The organism is Streptomyces sp. NPDC088785, assembly GCF_044750685.1.
In the GTDB taxonomy this organism is placed as follows: domain Bacteria; phylum Actinomycetota; class Actinomycetes; order Streptomycetales; family Streptomycetaceae; genus Streptomyces.
Genome location: NZ_JBIVKH010000013.1, coordinates 119363 through 140957, shown reverse-complemented (window position 1 = coordinate 140957; position 21595 = coordinate 119363). Strand labels below are relative to the sequence as shown.

20 protein-coding genes, 1 pseudogene and 1 riboswitch are annotated in these 21595 nt (G+C 71.0%); of the genes and pseudogenes, 13 read left to right on the top strand and 8 right to left on the bottom strand.

The window, feature by feature from the left end; translation table 11 throughout:
- Positions 1–49: 49 nt before the first annotated feature.
- Positions 50–577: pseudogene (locus tag ACIP5K_RS28625) on the bottom strand (peptidoglycan DD-metalloendopeptidase family protein); the annotation flags it as partial.
- Positions 578–866: 289 nt separating this feature from the next.
- Here ACIP5K_RS28625 and rpsB point away from each other — a divergent pair.
- From rpsB to ACIP5K_RS28575, 10 genes are all read left to right on the top strand, one after another.
- Entirely contained in the window at positions 867–1802 is a 936-nt protein-coding gene (rpsB, locus tag ACIP5K_RS28620; protein WP_401414101.1) for a 30S ribosomal protein S2, read from the top strand.
- 130 nt (positions 1803–1932) lie between these two features.
- The gene (gene tsf, locus ACIP5K_RS28615) at positions 1933–2769 is read left to right on the top strand and encodes a translation elongation factor Ts (protein ID WP_401414099.1); all 837 of its coding nucleotides are present in this window, start codon (positions 1933–1935) and stop codon (positions 2767–2769) included.
- A 171-nt stretch (positions 2770–2940) separates the two neighbouring features.
- Entirely contained in the window at positions 2941–3714 is a 774-nt protein-coding gene (gene pyrH, locus ACIP5K_RS28610) for a UMP kinase (RefSeq protein WP_401414098.1), read from the top strand.
- A 220-nt stretch (positions 3715–3934) separates the two neighbouring features.
- Positions 3935–4492: a ribosome recycling factor gene (gene frr / locus ACIP5K_RS28605; protein WP_401414097.1), complete on the top strand. Its 558-nt coding sequence runs from the start codon at positions 3935–3937 to the stop codon at positions 4490–4492.
- Between the two features lie 32 nt (positions 4493–4524).
- Complete coding sequence (locus tag ACIP5K_RS28600; protein WP_401414095.1) at positions 4525–5751, top strand: phosphatidate cytidylyltransferase; 1227 nt, start codon at positions 4525–4527, stop codon at positions 5749–5751.
- Between the two features lie 149 nt (positions 5752–5900).
- The gene (locus ACIP5K_RS28595; protein WP_401414093.1) at positions 5901–6116 is read left to right on the top strand and encodes a DUF6243 family protein; all 216 of its coding nucleotides are present in this window, start codon (positions 5901–5903) and stop codon (positions 6114–6116) included.
- Between the two features lie 305 nt (positions 6117–6421).
- On the top strand, positions 6422–7528 hold the full coding sequence (gene rlmN / locus ACIP5K_RS28590; RefSeq protein WP_401414092.1) for a 23S rRNA (adenine(2503)-C(2))-methyltransferase RlmN: 1107 nt from the start codon (positions 6422–6424) through the stop codon (positions 7526–7528).
- Between the two features lie 24 nt (positions 7529–7552).
- Positions 7553–7671: riboswitch (TPP riboswitch) on the top strand.
- An 81-nt stretch (positions 7672–7752) separates the two neighbouring features.
- Positions 7753–8832 (top strand): thiamine ABC transporter substrate binding subunit, encoded by a 1080-nt coding sequence (locus ACIP5K_RS28585; protein WP_401414091.1) that lies wholly within the window; start codon positions 7753–7755, stop codon positions 8830–8832.
- The gene (locus ACIP5K_RS28580; protein WP_401414089.1) at positions 8808–10487 is read left to right on the top strand and encodes an ABC transporter permease; all 1680 of its coding nucleotides are present in this window, start codon (positions 8808–8810) and stop codon (positions 10485–10487) included. The genes ACIP5K_RS28585 and ACIP5K_RS28580 overlap by 25 nt, the downstream gene beginning before the upstream one ends.
- Positions 10487–11536, top strand: coding sequence for an ABC transporter ATP-binding protein (locus tag ACIP5K_RS28575; RefSeq protein ID WP_401414087.1), 1050 nt, complete (start codon positions 10487–10489; stop codon positions 11534–11536). The genes ACIP5K_RS28580 and ACIP5K_RS28575 overlap by 1 nt, the downstream gene beginning before the upstream one ends.
- A 106-nt stretch (positions 11537–11642) precedes the next feature.
- Here ACIP5K_RS28575 and ACIP5K_RS28570 read toward each other — a convergent pair whose 3' ends face one another.
- The 7 genes from ACIP5K_RS28570 to ACIP5K_RS28540 form a co-directional block, all read right to left on the bottom strand.
- Positions 11643–12326 (bottom strand): LAETG motif-containing sortase-dependent surface protein, encoded by a 684-nt coding sequence (locus tag ACIP5K_RS28570; RefSeq protein ID WP_401414086.1) that lies wholly within the window; start codon positions 12324–12326, stop codon positions 11643–11645.
- A 139-nt stretch (positions 12327–12465) separates the two neighbouring features.
- Positions 12466–13617, bottom strand: a complete 1152-nt coding sequence (locus tag ACIP5K_RS28565) for an LOG family protein (RefSeq protein ID WP_401414084.1) — start codon at positions 13615–13617, stop codon at positions 12466–12468.
- A gap of 65 nt (positions 13618–13682) precedes the next feature.
- Positions 13683–14090, bottom strand: a complete 408-nt coding sequence (locus ACIP5K_RS28560; RefSeq protein WP_401414082.1) for a VOC family protein — start codon at positions 14088–14090, stop codon at positions 13683–13685.
- Positions 14091–14172: 82 nt separating this feature from the next.
- Positions 14173–15333, bottom strand: coding sequence for a hypothetical protein (locus ACIP5K_RS28555; RefSeq protein WP_401414080.1), 1161 nt, complete (start codon positions 15331–15333; stop codon positions 14173–14175).
- Complete coding sequence (locus ACIP5K_RS28550) at positions 15315–16076, bottom strand: ABC transporter ATP-binding protein (RefSeq protein WP_401414078.1); 762 nt, start codon at positions 16074–16076, stop codon at positions 15315–15317. Before ACIP5K_RS28550 ends, ACIP5K_RS28555 begins: the two co-directional genes overlap by 19 nt.
- Before the next feature lie 172 nt (positions 16077–16248).
- Positions 16249–17628: an aspartate aminotransferase family protein gene (locus ACIP5K_RS28545; RefSeq protein ID WP_401414077.1), complete on the bottom strand. Its 1380-nt coding sequence runs from the start codon at positions 17626–17628 to the stop codon at positions 16249–16251.
- Positions 17613–18131, bottom strand: coding sequence for an Lrp/AsnC family transcriptional regulator (locus ACIP5K_RS28540; RefSeq protein ID WP_401414076.1), 519 nt, complete (start codon positions 18129–18131; stop codon positions 17613–17615). The genes ACIP5K_RS28545 and ACIP5K_RS28540 overlap by 16 nt, the downstream gene beginning before the upstream one ends.
- A 182-nt stretch (positions 18132–18313) precedes the next feature.
- Between ACIP5K_RS28540 and ACIP5K_RS28535 the strand changes: the two genes are divergently transcribed.
- From ACIP5K_RS28535 to ACIP5K_RS28525, 3 genes are all read left to right on the top strand, one after another.
- Positions 18314–19756, top strand: coding sequence for a gamma-aminobutyraldehyde dehydrogenase (locus ACIP5K_RS28535; RefSeq protein WP_401414074.1), 1443 nt, complete (start codon positions 18314–18316; stop codon positions 19754–19756).
- Entirely contained in the window at positions 19753–20268 is a 516-nt protein-coding gene (locus tag ACIP5K_RS28530; protein ID WP_401414073.1) for a DUF1990 family protein, read from the top strand. Before ACIP5K_RS28535 ends, ACIP5K_RS28530 begins: the two co-directional genes overlap by 4 nt.
- Positions 20269–20384: 116 nt before the next feature.
- On the top strand, positions 20385–21575 hold the full coding sequence (locus ACIP5K_RS28525; protein ID WP_401414070.1) for a spermidine/putrescine ABC transporter substrate-binding protein: 1191 nt from the start codon (positions 20385–20387) through the stop codon (positions 21573–21575).
- Positions 21576–21595 lie beyond the last annotated feature (20 nt).

Here is a 21595-nt window from a genome sequence, read left to right as displayed (position 1 = left end):
ACGTACGTCCTCTGAGCAGACCCCAGTGCAGGCACGACGGCGCCACGGGCGGGCAGTGGCCCGTCGGGAGTTCCAGGGTGCCGATCACCTGACCCGGTGCCACCTCGTCGTGCGGACGCACGGTCGCCGACACCGGCTCGTACGTCGTCCGCAGTGGCGGGTCCCCGGTGCCGGCCAGTTCGACGGAGACCGTGCCGCGGCCCGCCACCCGGCCCGCGAACGAGACCCGGCCGGCGGCCTGGGCCCGCACCGGGGCGCCGATCGGGGCCGCGAGGTCCACGCCCCGGTGACCGGCGCCGTAGGGCGACGCCGGTGGGGACCAGGCGCGTACCACCGCGGGCGGGTCGCCCACCGGCCAGCGGGCGGCCGTACGCACCGGTGGGCCGGCGGCCGGTGCGGCGGTTCCCGCGGTCGTCGCCGGAACTGGTCCCGCGGCCGTCGCTGTGGCTGGTCCCGGGGCTGTTCCCGCGGTCGTCGTCGAGGCTGGTCCCGGAGCCGTTCCTGAGGTTGTTCCGGTGGCCGTCCCGACGGCTGTCCCGACCGCTGGTCCGAGGGTCGAAGCGGCCAGGAAGAGCATCACGCACAGTAGTCGTCGCATGCCGGAGATGATCCGGCAGCGGGCCCGTCCCGGGGGATCTTGGCCGGGAACCGTGGACTACCCGTCGGTTGTGGACAGCGGCGTCACCCGGTACCTCCAGGGTCCCGTACACTTCATGTGGCGATCCGGGCCACCGGATCGACTTCGCACGCCCCGACACCGGGCCCTTTCGGGTTCGTGTCAGCGCCTTTCGGTCCCGTGCTCACGCACGAGGCAGGCGCGCTCGGGGCGTCAGGAAACAACCGAGAACACTCAGAGGAGTACGGCCATGGCCGTCGTCACGATGCGGGAGCTGCTGGAGAGCGGCGTCCACTTCGGTCACCAGACCCGTCGTTGGAACCCGAAGATGAAGCGCTTCATCTTCACGGAGCGCAACGGCATCTACATCATCGACCTGCTCCAGTCGCTGTCGTACATCGACCGCGCCTACGAGTTCGTCAAGGAGACCGTCGCCCACGGCGGCACGGTCATGTTCGTGGGCACGAAGAAGCAGGCGCAGGAGGCCATCGCCGAGCAGGCGACCCGCGTCGGCATGCCCTACGTGAACCAGCGCTGGCTGGGCGGCATGCTCACCAACTTCTCGACCGTCTACAAGCGTCTGCAGCGCCTCAAGGAGCTCGAGCAGATCGACTTCGAGGACGTCGCCGCGTCCGGTCTCACCAAGAAGGAGCTTCTCGTGCTCTCGCGCGAGAAGGCCAAGCTGGAGAAGACCCTCGGCGGTATCCGCGAGATGTCCAAGGTTCCCAGCGCCGTCTGGATCGTGGACACCAAGAAGGAGCACATCGCTGTCGGCGAGGCCCGGAAGCTCAACATCCCGGTCGTCGCGATCCTCGACACGAACTGTGACCCCGACGAGGTCGACTACAAGATCCCGGGCAACGACGACGCGATCCGCTCCGTCACCCTGCTCACCCGCGTGATCGCCGACGCCGTCGCCGAGGGCCTCATCGCCCGCTCCGGCGTGGCCACCGGTGACTCGAAGCCGGGCGAGAAGGCCCAGGGCGAGCCGCTGGCCGAGTGGGAGCGCGACCTGCTCGAGGGCGAGAAGAAGGCCGACGAGAAGGCCGACGACAAGGCCGACGAGAAGGCTGAGGAGGCTCCGGCCGCTGCCGAGGCCCCCGCCGCGGAGGCGCCGGCCGCTGAGGCCCCCGCCGCCGAGGCGCCGGCCGCCGAGGCCCCGGCCACGGACGCCGACCAGGCCTGACCCGTACGGGATCCGGTTTCGTGAGGTGACGGCGGGGGCCCACAAGGCCCCCGCCGTTCACCCGTGACCGTCCTCCGTACGACCTTCCGTCGTCAGACACTCCAGACTTCGTAGAGAGAAAACCAGGATCATGGCGAACTACACCGCCGCTGACGTCAAGAAGCTCCGTGAGCTCACGGGCGCCGGCATGATGGACTGCAAGAAGGCGCTCGACGAGGCCGAGGGCAACGTCGACAAGGCCGTCGAGGCGCTGCGCATCAAGGGCCAGAAGGGCGTTGCCAAGCGCGAGGGCCGCTCCGCCGAGAACGGCGCTGTCGTCTCCCTCATCGCGGACGACAACTCCACCGGCGTCATCGTCGAGCTGAAGTGCGAGACGGACTTCGTCGCCAAGGGCGAGAAGTTCCAGGCCGTCGCCAACGAGCTGGCCGCGCACATCGCCAAGACGTCGCCCGCCGACATCGACGCCCTGCTCGGCTCCGAGATCGAGGCCGGCAAGACCGTCCAGGCGTACGTCGACGAGGCCAACGCCACCCTCGGCGAGAAGATCGTCCTGGAGCGCTTCGCCCAGTTCTCCGGCACGTACGTCACGGCCTACATGCACCGCACCATGCCCGACCTGCCCCCGCAGATCGGTGTGCTGGTCGAGCTCGACAAGGCCGACGCCGACCTCGCCAAGGGTGTCGCGCAGCACATCGCCGCCTTCGCGCCGAAGTACCTCACCAAGGACGACGTCCCGGCCGAGGTCGTCGAGTCCGAGCGTCGCGTCGCCGAGGAGACCACCCGCGCCGAGGGCAAGCCCGAGGCCGCGCTCCCGAAGATCGTCGAGGGTCGCGTCAACGGCTTCTTCAAGGAGGCCACCCTCCTCGGTCAGCCGTACGCGCTCGACAACAAGAAGTCGGTCGAGAAGGTCCTCCAGGAGGCCGGTGTCACCCTGAAGCGCTTCTCGCGCATCAAGGTCGGCATCTGAGTCCGTACCGCGCCCGACGCGAGACCCGGCTAGGGTCGACAGCAGTCGTCCGGGTACGCACCGGACGACCGCAGATGTGACGAGGAGGCCATTGCCGCACATGGGATGCGAAACACCCCATCGGCAATGGTCTTCTTCGTATGTGTGCCAAGCAAGAAGAGGCGAGAATCCATGACCAGCACCCAGGCTGCAGACAAGGGCGACAAGAGCGACGTCGGCAAAGGCGCGGGGCGCTTTCTGCTGAAGCTCTCCGGTGAGGCGTTCGCCGGGGGCGGGGGTCTGGGTGTCGACCCCGACGTGGTGCATGCCATCGCCCGGGAGATCGCGGCCGTGGTCCGCGACGGGTGGCAGATCGCCGTCGTCATCGGCGGCGGCAACTTCTTCCGCGGTGCCGAGCTCCAGCAGCGCGGCATGGACCGGGCCCGCTCCGACTACATGGGCATGCTCGGCACGGTCATGAACTGCCTGGCCCTCCAGGACTTCCTGGAGAAGGAAGGCATCGACAGCCGCGTCCAGACCGCCATCACGATGGGCCAGGTCGCCGAGCCGTACATCCCGCTGCGCGCCGTGCGCCACCTGGAGAAGGGGCGCGTCGTGATCTTCGGCGCCGGCATGGGCATGCCGTACTTCTCCACCGACACCACCGCCGCGCAGCGCGCCCTGGAGATCGACGCCGAGGCGCTGCTGATGGGCAAGAACGGTGTCGACGGCGTCTACGACTCGGACCCGAAGACCAACCCCGGGGCCGTGAAGTTCGACGCGCTCAGCTACGGCGAGGTCATCACCCGCGACCTCAAGGTCGCCGACATGACCGCCATCACCCTGTGCCGCGACAACAAGCTGCCGATCCTCGTCTTCGAGCTCCTCACGTCCGGCAATATCGCGCGCGCCGTCAAGGGTGAGAAGATCGGGACGCTGGTGGGCGAGCAGGGCACCCGCGCCTGACCCTCAGGTCCGTGACACCCCGCGGGGGATGGACAATGTCCTGCCGGTCGGACACCGTGCAAGGACACCGCACGACACCGCACGACACCGCTCGGTATCGCAGGACACCGCAGGACACCGCAGGAAACCGCGTGGGCCCACCGCGCGGGAAGCAACAGACGCGACGCAGCCGGCCGCCCCGTGCACGCCGGGCCTCACTCAAGACACGCAGGAGCAAGTGGTGATCGAAGAGACCCTCCTCGAGGCCGAGGAGAAGATGGAGAAGGCCGTCGTGGTCGCCAAGGAGGACTTCGCCGCGATCCGCACCGGCCGTGCGCACCCGGCGATGTTCAACAAGATCGTGGCGGACTACTACGGCGCGCTGACGCCGATCAACCAGCTGGCCTCGTTCTCGGTGCCGGAGCCGCGGATGGCCGTGGTGACCCCGTTCGACAAGAGCGCGCTGCGCAACATCGAGCAGGCGATCCGTGACTCGGACCTGGGCGTCAACCCGAGCAACGACGGCAACATCATTCGTGTGACGTTCCCCGAGCTCACCGAGGAGCGCCGCCGCGACTACATCAAGGTCGCCAAGGGCAAGGCGGAGGACAGCAAGGTGTCCATCCGTTCCGTCCGTCGCAAGGCCAAGGAAGCCATCGACAAGGCGATCAAGGACGGCGACATCGGCGAGGACGAGGGCCGTCGCGGCGAGAAGGAGCTGGACGACACCACCGCCAAGTACGTGACCCAGGTGGACGAGCTGCTCAAGCACAAGGAAGCCGAGCTGCTCGAAGTCTGAGCGAGCACGGAACATCGAGGTTCGAGGAATCCGTGAACGACTCTTCCTGGGGGGCGCCGCAGACCGGGCCCGGGTACTGGGGGCCCGCTGATCAGGATCGCGCCCCGGCAGGTCCCGCATACGGTCAGGGCCCCTCGTACGACCAGGGACGCGCTCCGGCGGGTCCCGCGTACGAACGGCACGCGGTTGAGGAGACTCGGCCCATGCCCATCGTGCCCGATATGCCCGACGTGCCCGCCGGTGGCGGTGACAACCAGGACGACCGGGGGGCTGCTCGGCTGAGCGGTCCCCTGTTCCGCGACGAGGCGGCCGCTCCGCAGGCGTCGCCCGAGCCGCGGACCGGCCCACAGGAGCCCATGACCGGCGCAGCGTCCCCGTCCGAGCCCGAGCCCGAGCCCCAGCCCCAGCCGCACCTCCAGCCTCAGCCTCAGCCTCAGCAGAAGAAGAGTGCGGGCCGGGACCTCGGTGCGGCCATAGGGGTCGGCGTCGGGCTCGGCGCCGTGATCATCGCGTCGCTGTTCATCGTCAAGGCGGTGTTCGTCGGGGTGATAGCGGTCGCCGTCGTGGTGGGGCTGTGGGAGCTCACCTCGCGGCTCGACGAGCGCAAGGGCATCAGGGCGCCGCTCGTGCCGCTGGCCGTCGGTGGCGCGGCGATGGTCGTCGCCGGTTACGTCCGCGGGCCCGAGGGCGCGTGGGTGGCGATGGCGCTGACCGCGCTCGCGGTCCTGGTGTGGCGGATGACCGAGCCGCCCGACGGCTATCTGAAGGACGTGACGGCCGGGGTCTTCGCGGCGTTCTACGTCCCGTTCCTCGCGACGTTCGTCGCGATGATGCTCACCGCCGACGACGGGGCCTGGCGGGTCCTGACCTTCCTGATCCTGACCGTGGTCAGCGACACCGGCGCGTACGCGATCGGCTGGCGCTTCGGCAAGCACAAGCTGGCGCCGCGCATCAGCCCCGGCAAGACCCGCGAGGGGCTCTTCGGCGCCGTGCTGTTCGCGATGGTGGCGGGCGTGCTGTGCATGCAGTTCCTGATCGACGACGGGACCTGGTGGCAGGGCCTGGTGATCGGCGCCTGCGTCGCGGCCAGCGCCACCCTGGGCGACCTCGGCGAGTCCATGATCAAGCGTGACCTGGGCATCAAGGACATGGGAACCCTGCTCCCGGGCCACGGCGGCATCATGGACCGCCTGGACTCCCTGCTGCCCACCGCGCCGGTGGTGTGGCTGCTGCTCGTCCTGTTCGTCGGATCGGCCTGAGCGGACTTTGAGGGGCGGGCACCCGGTCGGGTGCCCGCCCCTCACCGCACCCGCCGCCGACGTCCTGCGCCGTCTCGATGCCCCGGCGTCGGCGACCGTCCTCCACAGCTGAATCCGTAGACCACCTCACCTCACCGCCGGGAGACCCCGTGACCGACAGCAAGAACATCAACAACCCCGTGGGCCAGGGCGGCGGCCAGCGCAAGAAGCAGTCGCGCGCCGAACGCCAGAACAACGGCCCGCACCGCAACCTCGACCGCCAGCGCGCGGCCGACCAGAAGGCGGAGCTGGTGCGCAAGATGCGCGAGAAGGCGGGCGCGGCCGAGGGTGCCGCACCGGCGGACGACGACACCGCACAGAGCTGACGCGCCCCCGCCGCGGGACGGCAGCGCACGGGGCAGGGCCCGGACCACGACGCGTGGTCCGGGCCCTGCCGTCTTCGGGGGCCGCGCGACCCCCGAAGGCCCCGGCTGTACGTCGTCGGCCGGCCGCGCAGGCGTTAGCGGTACGTCGTGCCGTCGACCGCGATGCCGGCTGGTCCGAGCATGGATGAGCCGAGCGGGTCGGGACTCCGAAGTCGTGCGTCCGCGACCACCGGCGACCGACAGTGACCGGCCCCCAGCGCGACGGCCCCAGGTCACCCCCATCCATCTGCGACACTGGTACAGCCATGCCTAAGCCCGGAGAACTCACCTTTGTCGCCCCCCGCGGAGCCAAGAAGCCGCCGCGGCACCTTGCCGATATGACTCCTGCGGAGCGGAAGGAGGCTGTCGCCGCTGTCGGCGAGAAGCCGTTCCGTGCCAAGCAGCTGTCGACGCACTACTTCGCGCGGTACGCGCACGACCCCGAGCAGTGGACCGACATCCCCGCCGCGTCGCGCGAGAAGCTGCGGGAGGCGCTGCTGCCCGAGCTGATGACCGTCGTGCGGCACCTGTCGACCGACCAGGACACCACGCGCAAGACGCTGTGGCGCCTGTTCGACGGCACGCTCGTCGAGTCGGTCCTCATGCGGTACCCGGACCGGGTGACGATGTGCATCTCGTCGCAGGCCGGGTGCGGGATGAACTGCCCGTTCTGCGCCACCGGGCAGGCCGGCCTCGACCGGAACCTGTCGACCGGCGAGATCGTGCACCAGATCGTCGACGGGATGCGCGCCCTGCGCGACGGGGAGATCCCGGGCGGTCCCGCGCGGCTGTCCAACATCGTGTTCATGGGGATGGGCGAGCCGCTCGCCAACTACAAGCGGGTCGTGCAGTCCATTCGCGCGCTCACCGACCCCGAGCCGGACGGCCTCGGGCTGAGCCAGCGCGGGATCACCGTGTCGACCGTGGGGCTCGTGCCCGCGATCCACCGGTTCTCCGACGAGGGCTTCAAGTGCCGGCTCGCCATCTCGCTGCACGCGCCCGACGACGAGCTGCGCGACACCCTCGTACCGGTCAACACCCGGTGGAAGGTGCGCGAGGTCCTCGACGCCGGATGGGAGTACGCGGCCAAGTCCGGGCGCCGGCTCTCCATCGAATACGCGCTCATCCGGGACATCAACGACCAGGCGTGGCGCGGTGACCGGCTCGGCCGGCTGCTGCGCGGCAAGCCGGTGCACGTCAACCTCATCCCGCTGAACCCGACGCCCGGGTCGAAGTGGACGGCGTCGCGGCCCGAGGACGAGAAGGCGTTCGTCGAGGCCATCGCCGCGCACGGGGTGCCCGTGACCGTCCGCGACACCCGCGGTCAGGAGATCGACGGGGCGTGTGGCCAGCTCGCCGCGACCGAGCGGTAGCCTGGGACCCGTACACACATCTTCATATTCCGACAGGGGAGCGCCACAGCGCTGAGAGTGCGGTAGCCAGACACATGGCGGGCCGCAGACCCTCTGAACCTTGCCCAGGTCATTCTGGGTAGGAAGTTCGGTCACCACTCAAGCTGTTGCGCCCTGCCCCGGGACCGTCGAGGTCCCCGGGCAGGGCCGCGTCTCTTCCTGGACACCCCCAGGAGGAAAACCAAGTGAGCAAGAAGACATACGTGGCCGTGGCGGTCGGCCTCGGCCTGGTCTCGCTGTCCGCGTGCGGGTCGTCCTCGGACACCGCGGGCGGGGGCGGCGGCTCCAAGACCGTCACGCTCGTCAGCCACGACTCGTGGGCCGTCTCCAAGGACGTGCTCGCCGACTTCGAGAAGTCGTCCGGCTACCGGGTCAGGGTCCTCAAGGACGGCGACGCCGGGCAGGCCGTCAACAAGGCCATCCTGTCCAAGGGCAACCCGCAGGGCGACGTCTTCTTCGGCGTCGACAACACCCTGCTCTCCCGCGCCCTCGACAACGGCGTCTTCGCCCCGTACAAGGCCAAGGGCCTGGACCAGGTCGAGCGCCGCTACCAGCTCGACGCGGGCAGGAACCGGGTCACGCCGATCGACACCGGCGACATCTGCGTCAACTACGACAAGAAGTACTTCGCCGACCACCGGCTGACCCCGCCGGCCTCCTTCGCCGACCTGGCCGAGCCCGCGTACAAGAACCTCCTCGTCACCGAGAACGCGTCCACCTCCTCGCCCGGCCTCGGCTTCCTGCTCGGTACGGCCGCGCGGTACGGCGACGACGGCTGGCAGGCGTACTGGAAGAAGCTCAAGGCCAACGGCGTGAAGGTCGTCGACGGCTGGGAGCAGGCCTACAACGAGGAGTTCAGCGGGAGCGCCGGCGGGAAGAAGGCCGGCGGCGACCGGCCGCTCGTCGTGAGCTACGCGTCCTCGCCGCCGGTCGAGGCCATCTACGCCGACCCGCAGCCGAAGACCTCGCCGGTCGGCGTGGCGAAGGGGACCTGCTTCCGGCAGATCGAGTTCGCCGGGCTGCTCGACGGCGCGAAGAACGCGAAGGGCGGGCAGGCGCTCGTCGACTTCCTGATCTCGAAGAAGTTCCAGGAGGACATGCCGCTCAACATGTTCGTCGACCCGGTGACGAAGAACGCCACCGCGCCCGCCGCGTACACCAAGTACGCGGTCCCGGTCGACGACCCCGAGACGCTGGCACCGCGCGCCATCGCGGACCACCGCGACGACTGGGTCAAGTCGTGGACCTCGCTCGTACTGAAGTAGCCGCGAAGGCGCCCTCGCGGAACGCGGCGCGGCTCGGCCTGATGGTCCTGCCCGTCGTGTTCTTCGGGGTCTTCTTCGCCTACCCCGTCGTCGCGATCGTCGGGCGCGGGCTGCACGTGGACGGCGGCTGGCAGCTCGGGCGGATCACCGAGGTGCTCGGACAGTCCGACATCCGGCACGTGCTGTGGTTCACCGTGTGGCAGGCGCTCGCGTCCACCGCGCTGACCCTGCTGCTCGCGCTGCCCGGCGCCTACGTCTTCGCCCGCCTCGACTTCCCCGGCAAGCAGGTGCTGCGGGCCGTCGTCACCGTGCCCTTCGTGCTGCCGACCGTCGTCGTCGGCACCGCCTTCCTCGCCCTCCTCGGGCGCGGCGGGCTGCTCGACGAGCTGTGGGGCGTGCGGCTCGACACCACGGTGTGGGCGATCCTGCTCGCCCACGTCTTCTTCAACTACGCGGTCGTCGTGCGGACCGTGGGCGGTCTGTGGGCGCAGCTCGACCCCCGCCAGGAGGAGGCCGCGCGGATGCTCGGCGCCTCGCGGCTCGCCGCCTGGCGCCGGGTCACCCTGCCCGCGCTCGGGCCCGCCGTGGCCGCCGCCGCGCTGATGGTGTTCCTGTTCACCTTCACCTCGTTCGGCGTCGTGCAGATCCTCGGCGGGCCCGGGTTCTCGACGCTGGAGGTCGAGATCTACCGGCAGACCGCGCAGATCTTCGACCTGCCGACCGCCGCCGTGCTCACCCTCGTGCAGTTCGCCGCCGTCGGGCTGATCCTCGCCGTGCACGCCTGGACCGTGCGCCGCCGGGAGAGCGCCCTGCGGCTCGTCGACGCCGCGCAGACGGCCCGCAGGCCGCGCGGCGCCGGGCAGTGGGCCCTGCTGGGCGGGGTGCTGGGATGTGTCGTCGTGCTGGTCCTGCTGCCGCTGGGCGTGCTGGTGGCGCGGTCGTTCGACACGGCGGACGGGTTCGGCCTCGGCTACTACCGGGCGCTGCTGTCGTCCGACGGCGGCACCTTCCTCGTCCCGCCCATCGACGCCATCGGCAACTCCCTGGAGTACGCGCTCGCCGCCACCGCCATCGCGCTGCTGATCGGCGGCCTCGCCGCGGCGGCGCTCACCCGCAGGGCCGGGCGGCTCGTGCGCGGGTTCGACGCCCTGCTGATGCTCCCGCTGGGCGTGTCCGCGGTGACCGTCGGATTCGGGTTCCTCATCACCCTCGACAGGCCGCCGCTCGATCTGCGGGCCTCCTGGATCCTGGTGCCGCTCGCGCAGGCGCTCGTCGGCGTGCCCTTCGTCGTCCGGACCATGCTGCCGGTGCTGCGCGCCGTCGACGGGCGGCTGCGCGAGGCCGCCGCCGTCCTGGGCGCCTCGCCGCTGCGGGCCTGGCGCGAGGTCGACCTGCCGATGGTGCGGCGGGCGCTGCTGGTCGCCGCGGGCTTCGCCTTCGCCGTGTCGCTGGGCGAGTTCGGGGCGACCGTGTTCATCGCGCGGCCCGACAACCCGACCCTGCCCGTCGCCGTGGCCCGCCTCCTCGGGCGGGCCGGCGACCTCAACTACGGGCAGGCGATGGCCCTCTCGACGATCCTGATGCTCGTCTGCGCCGTCTGCCTGCTGCTGCTCGAACGCATCCGGCCCGCGCGGGCCACGACCGGGGAGTTCTGATGCCGCCACTGCCGCCACTGCCGCCACTGCTGGAACTGGGCGACGCCACCGTGCGGTTCGGCGGGCGCGCCGTGCTCGATACCGTCGGCCTGGAGGTCGCCGAGCACGAGATCGTCTGTGTCCTCGGGCCGAGCGGCAGCGGGAAGTCGACGCTGCTGCGGGCCGTCGCGGGCCTCCAGGACCTCGACGCGGGGCGGGTGCTGCTCGGCGGGCGGGACCAGCGCGGGGTGCCCGCGCACAAGCGGGGCGTGGGCCTGATGTTCCAGGACCACCAGCTGTTCCCGCAGCGCGATGTCGGCGGCAACGTCGCCTTCGGGCTGCGCATGCACGGCGCCCCGAGGTCCGAACAGGCCGACCGGGTACGGGAACTGCTCGCCCTCGTCGGGCTGCCCGGCGCCGAACGGCGGGCCGTCGCCGCGCTCTCCGGCGGCGAGCAGCAGCGCGTCGCCCTGGCCCGGGCGCTCGCGCCGCGGCCCCGGCTGCTCATGCTGGACGAGCCGCTCGGGCAGCTCGACCGGTCGCTGCGGGAGCGGCTGGTGGTCGAACTCCGTGAGCTGTTCGGCGAGCTGGGGACCACCGTGCTCGCCGTCACCCACGACCAGGGGGAGGCGTTCGCGCTGGCCGACCGGGTCGTGGTGATGCGGGACGGGCGGATCGCCCAGTCCGGGACGCCCCTCGACGTGTGGCAGCGGCCCGCCGACGAGTTCGTGGCGCGGTTCCTCGGCTTCGACAACGTCGTCGCGGCGAGCGTCTCCGGGGAGGTCGCCGACACGCCGTGGGGCAAGCTGCCGGTGCCCGCCGGCACGGCGCAGGGGGCGGGGCACCTCCTCGTCCGGCCGGCCGGGGTGCGCCTGGTGCCCGCCGACGAGGCGCAGGTGACGTGCACCGTCGCCGCCCGCACCTTCCGGGGCACCCATGTCGCGCTGCACCTCCAGCCCGCGGACGCGCCCCGGCTCGAAGCGGCGTGCGCGCTGCGGGAGGCTCCCGACGTGGGTCACGAGGTGGGCGTCGCCTTCGCCGCGGAGGAGATCGTCGCGCTGACCGGCTGACCGGCTGACCGTCCCGTCGCCCGGAGGGGCCGCTCCACACAGATGCGGCCGCACCCGGCACCGGCGATACCGCTCCGCCGGCGCCGCGTACGGCCGCGCGTGTGGATCAGGCCTTGGCGCCGCGCTTGCGCAGCGCGAACACCACGCCGCCGCCCGCGACGACCAGCGCCGCCGCGATGCCCGCGAACAGACCGGTGTTGGAGCTGGCTCCGGTCTCCGCCAGGTTCGAGTCACCGGCCGGGGAGGCCGAGTTGGCGGGGGCCGGGGCCGCCGCCGAGGTGGACGTCGAAGCGCTCGGCTCGGCCGTCTCGGCCGGGGTGCTCGGCGCCGGCGAGGTCGGCGTCGCGGTCGGGGTCGGCTTCTCGGTCGGCTTCTCGGTGGCGCACGCCGTGGCGGGCGTGGTGACGCCGCCCTTGATGTCCTCGTCGACGTCGTACTTGTCCGTCTTGACGTGGATGCGGTACGTCGCGTTCGGCGCCCAGTTCTCTTCGAACGTGAGGGTGGCGCCCTCACGGGTGCCGTTCACGGTCTTCGCACCGATCTGCTTCTCCGCGCCGTTCGACTGGAGGTAGACGGTGACGAGCGCCGGGGTGCCCGAGCTGTCCTTGTCGGTGACAGTGATGACACCCTTGTCGCCGTTGCAGCTCGCCGCGGCGGTGAACTCCGAGATGTTGCACGCCGACGCGGTGCCCGCGGCACCGAGGGCCAGCACGGTCGCGGCGCACGTGACACCGGCGAGACGTCCGGCGCGGCCGGATATGCGGGAGGAAAGGGAGGGGGGTACGGACACTGTTGTCCTTCACGGGATCTCGTGGAGATGAAGGGGGGTGCTGTGGGACGCACATGGCTCTCGCCACTGAACCCCCACGGTCACCTCACGTTTACAAGTGCACGTGACGCAACGTCAATGCACAAACTGGGCACAGTGGTCAGTCTTGACCCTCACTTGACCCGGTGATCCGTTTCAACGCCTCTCCGGCCTCCTCGACGGTGTCGACGAGCGCGATCCGCGACTCCATGGAGCGCCCCCGCGCGAGCGCCTGCAACAGCGGCCACGCCGGCAACTCCTGTGTCCAGTGCGCCCGGTCGACCAGAACCATCGGCGTGGGCCCGCCCCGCGACTCGTAGTAGTTCGGCGTGGCGTTGTCGAAGATCTCCTGGACGGTGCCGGCCGCGCCGGGCAGGAAGATGACGCCCGCGTTGGAGCGGGCGAGGAGCCCGTCTTCGCGGGTGGCGTTCGCGAAGTACTTGGCGAGGTGCGAGGCGAACGGATTGGGCGGCTCGTGGCCGTAGAACCAGGTCGGGATGCCGACCGAGGAGCCGCCGTCCGGCCAGCGGTCCCGGACGGCGAAGGCCGCCCGCGCCCACTCCGTCACCGACGGCGTGAACGACGGTGCCTTCGCGACGAGTCGCAGCGCCTCGGCGAGCATGGTGTCGGCGAAGGGCGCCGCGTACGCGCCCAGGTTCGCCGCCTCCATGGCGCCCGGGCCGCCGCCGGTCGCCACGGTGAGTCCGGCGCGCGCGAGCGTCCGGCCCAGCCGGGCGGCACCCGCGAACGCCTCCGTGCCGCGTGCCATGGCGTGACCGCCCATGACGCCCACCACCCGGGCGCCGACGAGGAGTTCGTCCAGGGCGTCGGAGACCGAGTCGTCGTGCACGGCCCGCAGCATCGAGGCGAACACGTCGCCGTCGGCCTTGGTCCGCTGGAACCACCGGTAGGCGCGCGCGTCCGGCGTCGCCTCGTAGCCCTCGTCCGTCGTCAGGCCGTCGAAGAGCTCGCCGGGCGCGTAGACATGGCCGCGGTACGGGTCGAAGGGCAGGCCGGGGACGGGCGGGAAGACGAGGGCGCCGCGCGCTCTGACGCGCGCGGCGGCCTCGGGCTCCATCGGGCAGCCGAGGAATATGGCGCCCTGGACGTCGACGTCGAGCAGCTCCGCGGTCCGGGCCGTCAGGTCGACGGCCTGGACGCGGTGTCCGGTCAGGCTGCCGGCGTCCCCGACGACCCGGTCGAACTCGGTGAGCGTCTCGATCTCGTGGTCGGTCGTGGTGCTGGGCGTGGCGGGATCAGTGGGTGTCGGCACCCGCCCAGCTTAAGCACCGCTGTCCGCAGGCGAATTGGGCGCCCTCGACGGCCGGTCCGCGACGGTCAGCCCTCGACCACCGAGGGGTCCATCCACGTGATCTCGAAGGTGTGGCCGTCGATGTCGTCGAAGGCGCGGCCGTACATGAATCCGTGGTCCTGCTTCTCGCCGGTCTCGGTGCCGCCCGCCGCGAGCGCCTTCTCGACCAGCTCGTCGACCTTCTCGCGGCTCTCCGCGCTCAGACACAGCAGCACCTCGCTGCTGGTGGTCGAGTCGACGATGGCCTTGTGGGTGAAGCTGCCGTACTTCTCCTTCGTCATCACCATGAGGACGATGGTGTCGCTGACGACCACCGCGGAGGCCGTCTCGTCCGTGAACTGCTGGTTGATGGTGAAGCCCAGCTCCGTGAAGAACTTCTTGGCGGCGTCCAGGTCGCTCACGGCCAGGTTCACGAAGATCATCTGCTGGTACATGGGGTGTCCGTCGCCTTCTGAGTCGGTCGGAGGAGGTCGGTTCCTGCCGTACGCAGAGTTAGACGCACCCCGGGGGTGAAACTCATCGCGGGATCAGCGGAATCGCCGAGATTTCCGCGACGGCCCAGGTCAGTGGGGCGAACAGGGCGAACAGCGCGCCCGCGCGCAGGGCCGCGGCGCCGCGCAGCATCGTCGCGGGGGCGCCGAGGCGCAGCAGCGCCGCCGTCGTCTCGTGGCGCTCCTGCCGGGACTCGACCGCCGCCGTGACGAGGGTGGCGACGGCGCAGCCGACCACCAGGACCGAGCCGAGCGTGGAGAGCGGACCAGGATCGGGGCCCAGGCCCGCGTACAGCACGACCGCCGCGTACGCGCCGGAGGCGACGGCGCACAGCACGCCGATCGGTGCTCCGATGCGCCGCGCCTCCTCCTGGAGCACGCGCCCCGCGAGCAGCCGCACCGCGCCGGGCCGCACCGCCTGGAGGGCCCGTCCGCAGTGGTAGGTGAGGGCGGGCCCGGCGAGGGCGAGGCCGAGCGCGGTCAGCGCCCAGCCGGCCAGCACCCCGGAGGAGGAGCCGCCGAGGCCGCCCGGCATGGGGAAGCCGCGGTCGCCGCGCGCGTGCGAGGCGTAGGTCTCCACGGCGAGTCCCGCGGCGAGCAGCGCGATGCCCCAGGGCAGTCCGGTGGGCGCGGGGGACGGCTCGCGCGGCGCCTCCTCGGCCTCGCCCGCCTTCCTGGGCCGCGGGCGCAGCACGACGGCGGAGGCCGCCGACGCGGCGAGCGGCACGAAGGTGAGCAGGGTCAGCGCGGCGGCCAGCGGCAGCGGCTTGCCGGCGGCGAGCAGGTCGCGGGCCGCGCCGTCGAAGGGCAGCCCCGACAGATCGCCCCGCAGGTGCAGGAAGAACAGCAGCGCCAGCATCGAGCCCAGGGTGCAGGCGATGGCGGTGGAGATCGCCGAGAGCAGGGTGAGCCGGGCCGGGCCGAGGCCGACCGCCGACAGGCCGGTGCGCGGCTTCGTGCCCGGGTCGGAGCGGGCCACGGCGACCGCGAAGTAGACCGTGGCGGCCAGCGGGACCGCGCACCAGGCGAGCCGCAGCAGGGAGCCGCCGGAGGCGTCGGGGTGGCCCATCGCGTGGCCCAGCGTGCACAGCAGCAGGAAGCCGGTGCCGGCGGACGCGGCGGCCACCAGCAGTCTGCGCAGCTGGACCAGGGGATGGGCGCCGCGGGCTAGACGGAGACTGAGCACGCGGCCCGGCCCCCCGTCTCTTCGGGGTTCTTCGGGTCGGCGGGCGCGGCCGGCAGGTGCACGGTGGTGACCCGGCGCCCGTCGAGCAGCGACACCGTGCGGTCGGCGAGCGCGCTGACCTCGCTGTCGTGCGTGGCGAGGACGACGGTGACGGAGTGCGAGCGGGCCGCCGCCGTCAGGGTGCGCAGCACGTGCGCGCGGTCGGCGCGGTGCAGGGTCGCCGTCGGCTCGTCGGCGAAGACCACGTCGGGTCCGTGCACCAGGGCGCGGGCGATGGCGACGCGCTGGCGCTCGGCCATGGCCAGGGTGTGCGGGCGCTTGCGGGCGAGCCGGCCGACGTCGAGCCGGTCCAGCCACTCGTGGGCGGCGGCCTTGGCGGGGCGGCGGCCGGTGCCGCGCAGCATCAGCGGCAGCGCGGTGTTCTCCCAGACGTTCAGCTCCGGGACGAGGACCGGCTCCGGGTCGATCCAGCCGAACCGGTCCCGGCGCAGCCGTTCGCGCACGAGCGCCCCCATGGTGTGCACGGGGGCGCTGTTGAACCACACCTCCCCGCCCGGGTCGGGCAGCAGCTGGCCCGACAGGCATTGCAGGAGCGTCGTCTTGCCGGCGCCGCGCGGGCCGGTGACGGCGAGGATCTCGCCCTCGCGGACACCGAGGGAGACCCCGGTGAGCGCGGGCGAGCCGCTGTGGGAGAAGTGCAGGGCGCGCGCCCAGAGCACGTCGTTGTCCGGTGGGGCCACCATGGCGTACACCTCGGTTCAGATCAGTTGCCTTCCCCCGTACGAGGGAACGAAGGCGGGGCCGATCGGTCACTGGGCACCGTAGGTACGCGTGGGCGGAGCGGAGGAAAAGGACGCGGCCCGGCCGCTCCCATCTCACTCGGATGGGGCAGCCGGGCCGTGGCGCGGAGCGGGATCAGATCTTCGTCCAGGCCTCCGTGAGGACCTGGCGGATGATCCCCTCGATCTCGTCGAACGTGGCCTGGTCCGAGATCAGCGGCGGCGAGAGCTGGATGACCGGGTCGCCACGGTCGTCGGCGCGGCAGTACAGGCCGTACTCGAAGAGCTTCTTCGAGACGTAGCCGTAGAGGATCCGCTCCGACTCCTCGTCCGTGAAGGACTCCTTGGTGGTCTTGTCCTTCACCAGCTCGATGCCGTAGAAGAAGCCGTTGCCGCGGACGTCGCCGACGATCGGCAGGTCGTTGAGCTTCTGCAACGTGTTGAGGAAGTTCGCCTCGTTGTCCAGCACGTGCTGGTTGAGGCCCTCGCGCTCGAAGATGTCGAGGTTGGCGAGGCCCACGGCCGCGGAGACCGGGTGGCCGCCGAAGGTGTAGCCGTGCAGGAACGTGTTGTCGCCCTTGTAGAACGGCTCCGCGATCCGGTCGGACACGATGGCGGCACCGATCGGCGAGTAGCCGGACGTCATGCCCTTGGCGCAGGTGATGATGTCGGGCACGTAGCCGAACTTGTCACAGGCGAACATCGTGCCGAGGCGGCCGAAGGCGCAGATGACCTCGTCCGAGACGAGCAGCACGCCGTACTGGTCGCAGATCTCGCGCACCCGCTGGAAGTAGCCGGGCGGGGGCGGGAAGCAGCCGCCGGCGTTCTGCACCGGCTCCAGGAAGACGGCCGCGACCGTCTCCGGGCCCTCGAACAGGATCTCCTGCTCGATCTGGTCGGCGGCCCAGCGGCCGAAGGCCTCCGGGTCGTCGCCGTGGATCGGGGCGCGGTAGATGTTCGTGTTCGGCACCTTGTGCGCGCCCGGGACGAGCGGCTCGAAGGGGGCCTTGAGGGCCGGCAGGCCGGTGATGGACAGGGCGCCCTGCGGGGTGCCGTGGTAGGCGACCGCGCGCGAGATGACCTTGTACTTCGTGTGGTTGCCGGTGAGCTTGTGGTACTGCTTCGCCAGCTTCCACGCGGTCTCGACGGCCTCGCCGCCACCGGTGGTGAAGAAGACCTTGTTCAGGTCGCCCGGAGCGTAGTGGGCCAGGCGCTCGGCCAGCTCCACGGCCTTGGGGTGGGCATACGACCAGATCGGGAAGAAGGCCAGCTCGGCCGCCTGCTTGGCGGCGACCTCGGCGAGCTCGCGGCGGCCGTGGCCGGCCTGCACCACGAACAGGCCGGCGAGGCCGTCGAGGTACTTCTTGCCCTTGTCGTCGTAGATGTAGGTTCCCTCGCCACGCACGATGGTGGGAACGGGTGCGTTCTCGTACGACGACATGCGGGTGAAGTGCATCCACAGGTGGTCGTACGCGCTCTGGCTGAGGTCCTTGCTCACGGCTATCGGGTTCCCCACATGTAGGTCTGCTTCTTGAGCTTGAGGTAGACGAAGCTCTCGGTGGAGCGCACTCCGGGCAGGGCCCGGATGCGTTGGTTGATCACTTCCAGAAGGTGGTCGTCGTCCTCGCAGACGACCTCCACCATCAGGTCGAACGAGCCCGCCGTCATCACGACGTACTCGCACTCCGGCATGGCCGTCAGCGCATCCGCCACGGGGTCCAGGACGCCCTCGACGTTGATCCCGACCATCGCCTGCCGCCGAAATCCCACGGTGAGCGGGTCGGTGACGGCGACGATCTGCATCACGCCCTGGTCGAGCAGCTTCTGCACGCGCTGGCGCACGGCCGCCTCGGACAGGCCCACGGCCTTCCCGATGGCCGCATACGGACGCCTGCCGTCCTCCTGGAGCTGCTCGATGATCGCGAGGGAGACGGAGTCCAGCGACGGGGCGCCGCTGCCGTTCTTCGAACTGGATCCCTTGGGGTCTGCACTGCGACTGGCCACGCTCTCACTCTGCATGAGGAGTCGTCGCTTTCGCAACCCTGGATCGATGTAATTCGTTGTTTACGTCTTCAATACTCACGGATTCCGTAGGTGTGGGGTGCCGGGGGGTGTCGAAAACGTCGGTGCTCGGACTAGGGTGGGTGTCTCAAACCTTGGACAGCCAGAGCTTCAGCTACACCTACTCAGGAGGGCCGGCAGTGAGCACCAGTGAGCTGCGTCGACTGCGGAACTACATCGACGGCGAGTTCCGGGACGCCGCCGACGGACGGACCACCGAGGTGGTCAACCCCGCGACGGGCGAGGCGTACGCGACCGCGCCGCTGTCCGGGCAGGACGACATCGACGCCGCCATGGCCGCCGCCGAGGCCGCCTTCCCGGCGTGGCGCGACCTGACCCCGGGCGAGCGCCAGCGCCACCTCCTCAAGATCGCCGACGCGTTCGAGGAGCGCGCCGAGGAGCTCATCGCCGCCGAGGTGGAGAACACGGGCAAGCCGATCGGCCTGACGCGGAGCGAGGAGATTCCGCCGATGGTCGACCAGATCCGCTTCTTCGCGGGCGCCGCGCGCATGCTGGAGGGGCGCTCCGCGGGCGAGTACATGGAGGGCCTCACCTCCATCGTCCGCCGTGAGCCGATCGGCGTCTGCGCCCAGGTCGCGCCCTGGAACTACCCGATGATGATGGCCGTGTGGAAGTTCGCCCCGGCCCTCGCCGCGGGCAACACGGTGGTGCTCAAGCCGTCGGACACCACCCCCGCCTCGACCGTGCTGTTCGCCGAGATCATCGGCTCCATCGTGCCCAAGGGCGTCTTCAACGTCGTGTGCGGCGACCGCGACACGGGCCGCCTGATGGTCGAGCACCCGACCCCGGCGATGGCCTCCATCACCGGTTCCGTGCGGGCCGGCATGGCCGTCGCCGAGTCCGCCTCCAAGGACCTCAAGCGGGTCCACCTGGAGCTGGGCGGCAAGGCCCCCGTCGTCGTCTTCGAGGACGCCGACATCGCCAAGGCCGCCGAGGGCATCGCGGAGGCCGGGTACTTCAACGCGGGACAGGACTGCACCGCCGCCACCCGCGTCCTGGTCCACGCCTCGGTCCACGACGAGTTCGTCACCGCGCTCGCCAAGATCGCCGCCGAGACGAAGACCGGGCAGCCGGACGACGAGGACGTGCTGTACGGCCCGCTGAACAACCCGAACCAGCTCCGGCAGGTCTCCGGGTTCATCGAGCGCCTTCCGGCCCACGCCAAGGTCGAGGCCGGCGGCCACCGCGTCGGCGACAAGGGCTACTTCTACGCCGCGACCGTCGTCTCGGGCCTCCAGCAGGACGACGAGATCATCCAGAACGAGGTCTTCGGCCCGGTCATCACCGTCCAGTCCTTCACGGACGAGGCGCAGGCCGTGGCGTACGCGAACGGCGTGGACTACGCGCTGGCGTCGTCGGTGTGGACCAAAGACCACGGCCGCGCCATGCGGATGTCCAAGGTGCTCGACTTCGGCTGCGTGTGGATCAACACCCACATCCCGCTGGTCGCCGAGATGCCGCACGGCGGCTTCAAGAAGTCCGGCTACGGCAAGGACCTCTCCGGCTACGGCTTCGAGGACTACACCCGCATCAAGCACGTGATGACGGCGCTGGACGCGTGAGTCCCGCGGCGCCGCTCACCTATCGGGAGGCCGGCGCGACCCTGGCGGACGGCGACCTGCCGCCGGGGTACCACCACCTGGACCGCCGCGTCCGTCTCGGCTCGGGCAGCGACTGCTTCGAGCGGGCGGGCGCGGCGGTCCTGTCGTGGGCGGCGCACCGGGGCGCCGGTTTCACCGTGACGCCGGACGGACCCGCCCGGGAGGGCGTCGACGTCCTGGTCACCGCGCCCCTGCTGCGGATCCCCTGCCGGGTGGTGCGGGTCGTGCGCGCGGCGGACCGGATCGGATTCGCCTACGGGACACTGCCCGGGCACCCCGAGTGCGGCGAGGAGGCGTTCCTCGCCGAACGGGACGCCGACGGCACGGTGTGGTTCCGGATCCGGGCGTTCTCCCGCCCCGGACGCTGGTTCGTGCGGGCCGGCGGCCCGGTGGCCCGCGCCGTGCAGCGAGCGGTGACCCGGCGCTATCTGCGGGCGCTCGTACAAGCCGTGGAGCGCTCCGGGACCGGGTGACGCCCACCCGGCCGGGGACCATCGACAGGGTGACCGGCCGCGGACCGCCGCGCTCGACGCAGCGTCCATTGTCCGCGCCCGTGCCGCGGCGGCATCCTTCGGTGGTGCGAGCCAACATGAGCAGCCCCGCAGTCACCCGTCGATCCCTGCTGCGCGCCCTCGGCGGCGGCGCCACGGCCACGGCGGTCGGCGCCCTCGCCACCGGCTGCGGGGTGCCCGCCGCCTACGTCGCGCCGGGCGACCGCGGCGCCCGCGACCTGTCCTCCGCCGACAACCGGCTCACCTGGGCGAACTGGCCGCTCTACATCGACGTGGACGACGACGACACCTCGAAGCGGCCGACCCTCGACGCGTTCGAGAAGCGCAGCGGCATCCGGGTCAAGTACACCGAGGAGATCAACGACAACGACGAGTTCTTCGGCAAGATCAGCCCGTCGCTGATGAACCACCAGAAGACCGGCCGGGACCTCATCGTCATCTCCGACTGGATGTGCGCCCGCTTCGTGCGGCTCGGCTGGGTCCAGGAGATGGACCGCGCCCGCCAGCCCCACGTCGCCGAGTACCTCGACCCGCTGCTGCGCTCCCCGGCCTTCGACCCGGGCCGCAAGTACACCGTGCCGTGGCAGTCCGGCATCACCGGCATCGCGTACAACAAGCGGCGCCTGGGCCGCGAGATCAAGCACGTCTCGGACCTCTGGGCGCACGACCTCGCCGGCCGCGTCACGCTGCTCTCCGGACTCGACGAGTCGTTCGCGCTGCTCATGCAGGGCAACGGCGTCGACATCACCCGGTGGACCGCCGCCGACTTCGACCGGATCTGCGACCAGGTCGAGAAGCTCGTGCGCTCGAAGCACATCCGCCGCTTCACCGGCAACGACTACATCAAGGACCTCTCCAGCGGCGACGTCCTCGCCTGCCAGGCCTACAGCGGCGACATCATCCAGCTCCAGGCCGACGACCCCGACATCGAGTTCGTCGTGCCCGAGGAGGGCGCGGAGCTGTGGGCGGAGTCCCTGATGATCCCCAACCTCGCCGACCACAAGGCCAACGCCGAGCGGCTGATCGACTACTACTACCGCCCCGAGGTCGCCGCCGAACTGGCCGCCTGGGTCAACTACGTCTGTCCGGTCCCGGCCGCCCGCGACATCCTCGCCGACGCCAAGGACAAGGAGACGGCGGCCCTGGCGGAGGACCCCCTGATCTTCCCGGACGACGCGATGCGCTCCCGGCTGGCGATCGCCCGCGACATCACCTCCGAGGAGCGCACCGGGTTCGCCAAGCGGTGGAACGCGATCGCGGGGCTGTAGGACGGACGGCCCCGCGGCCG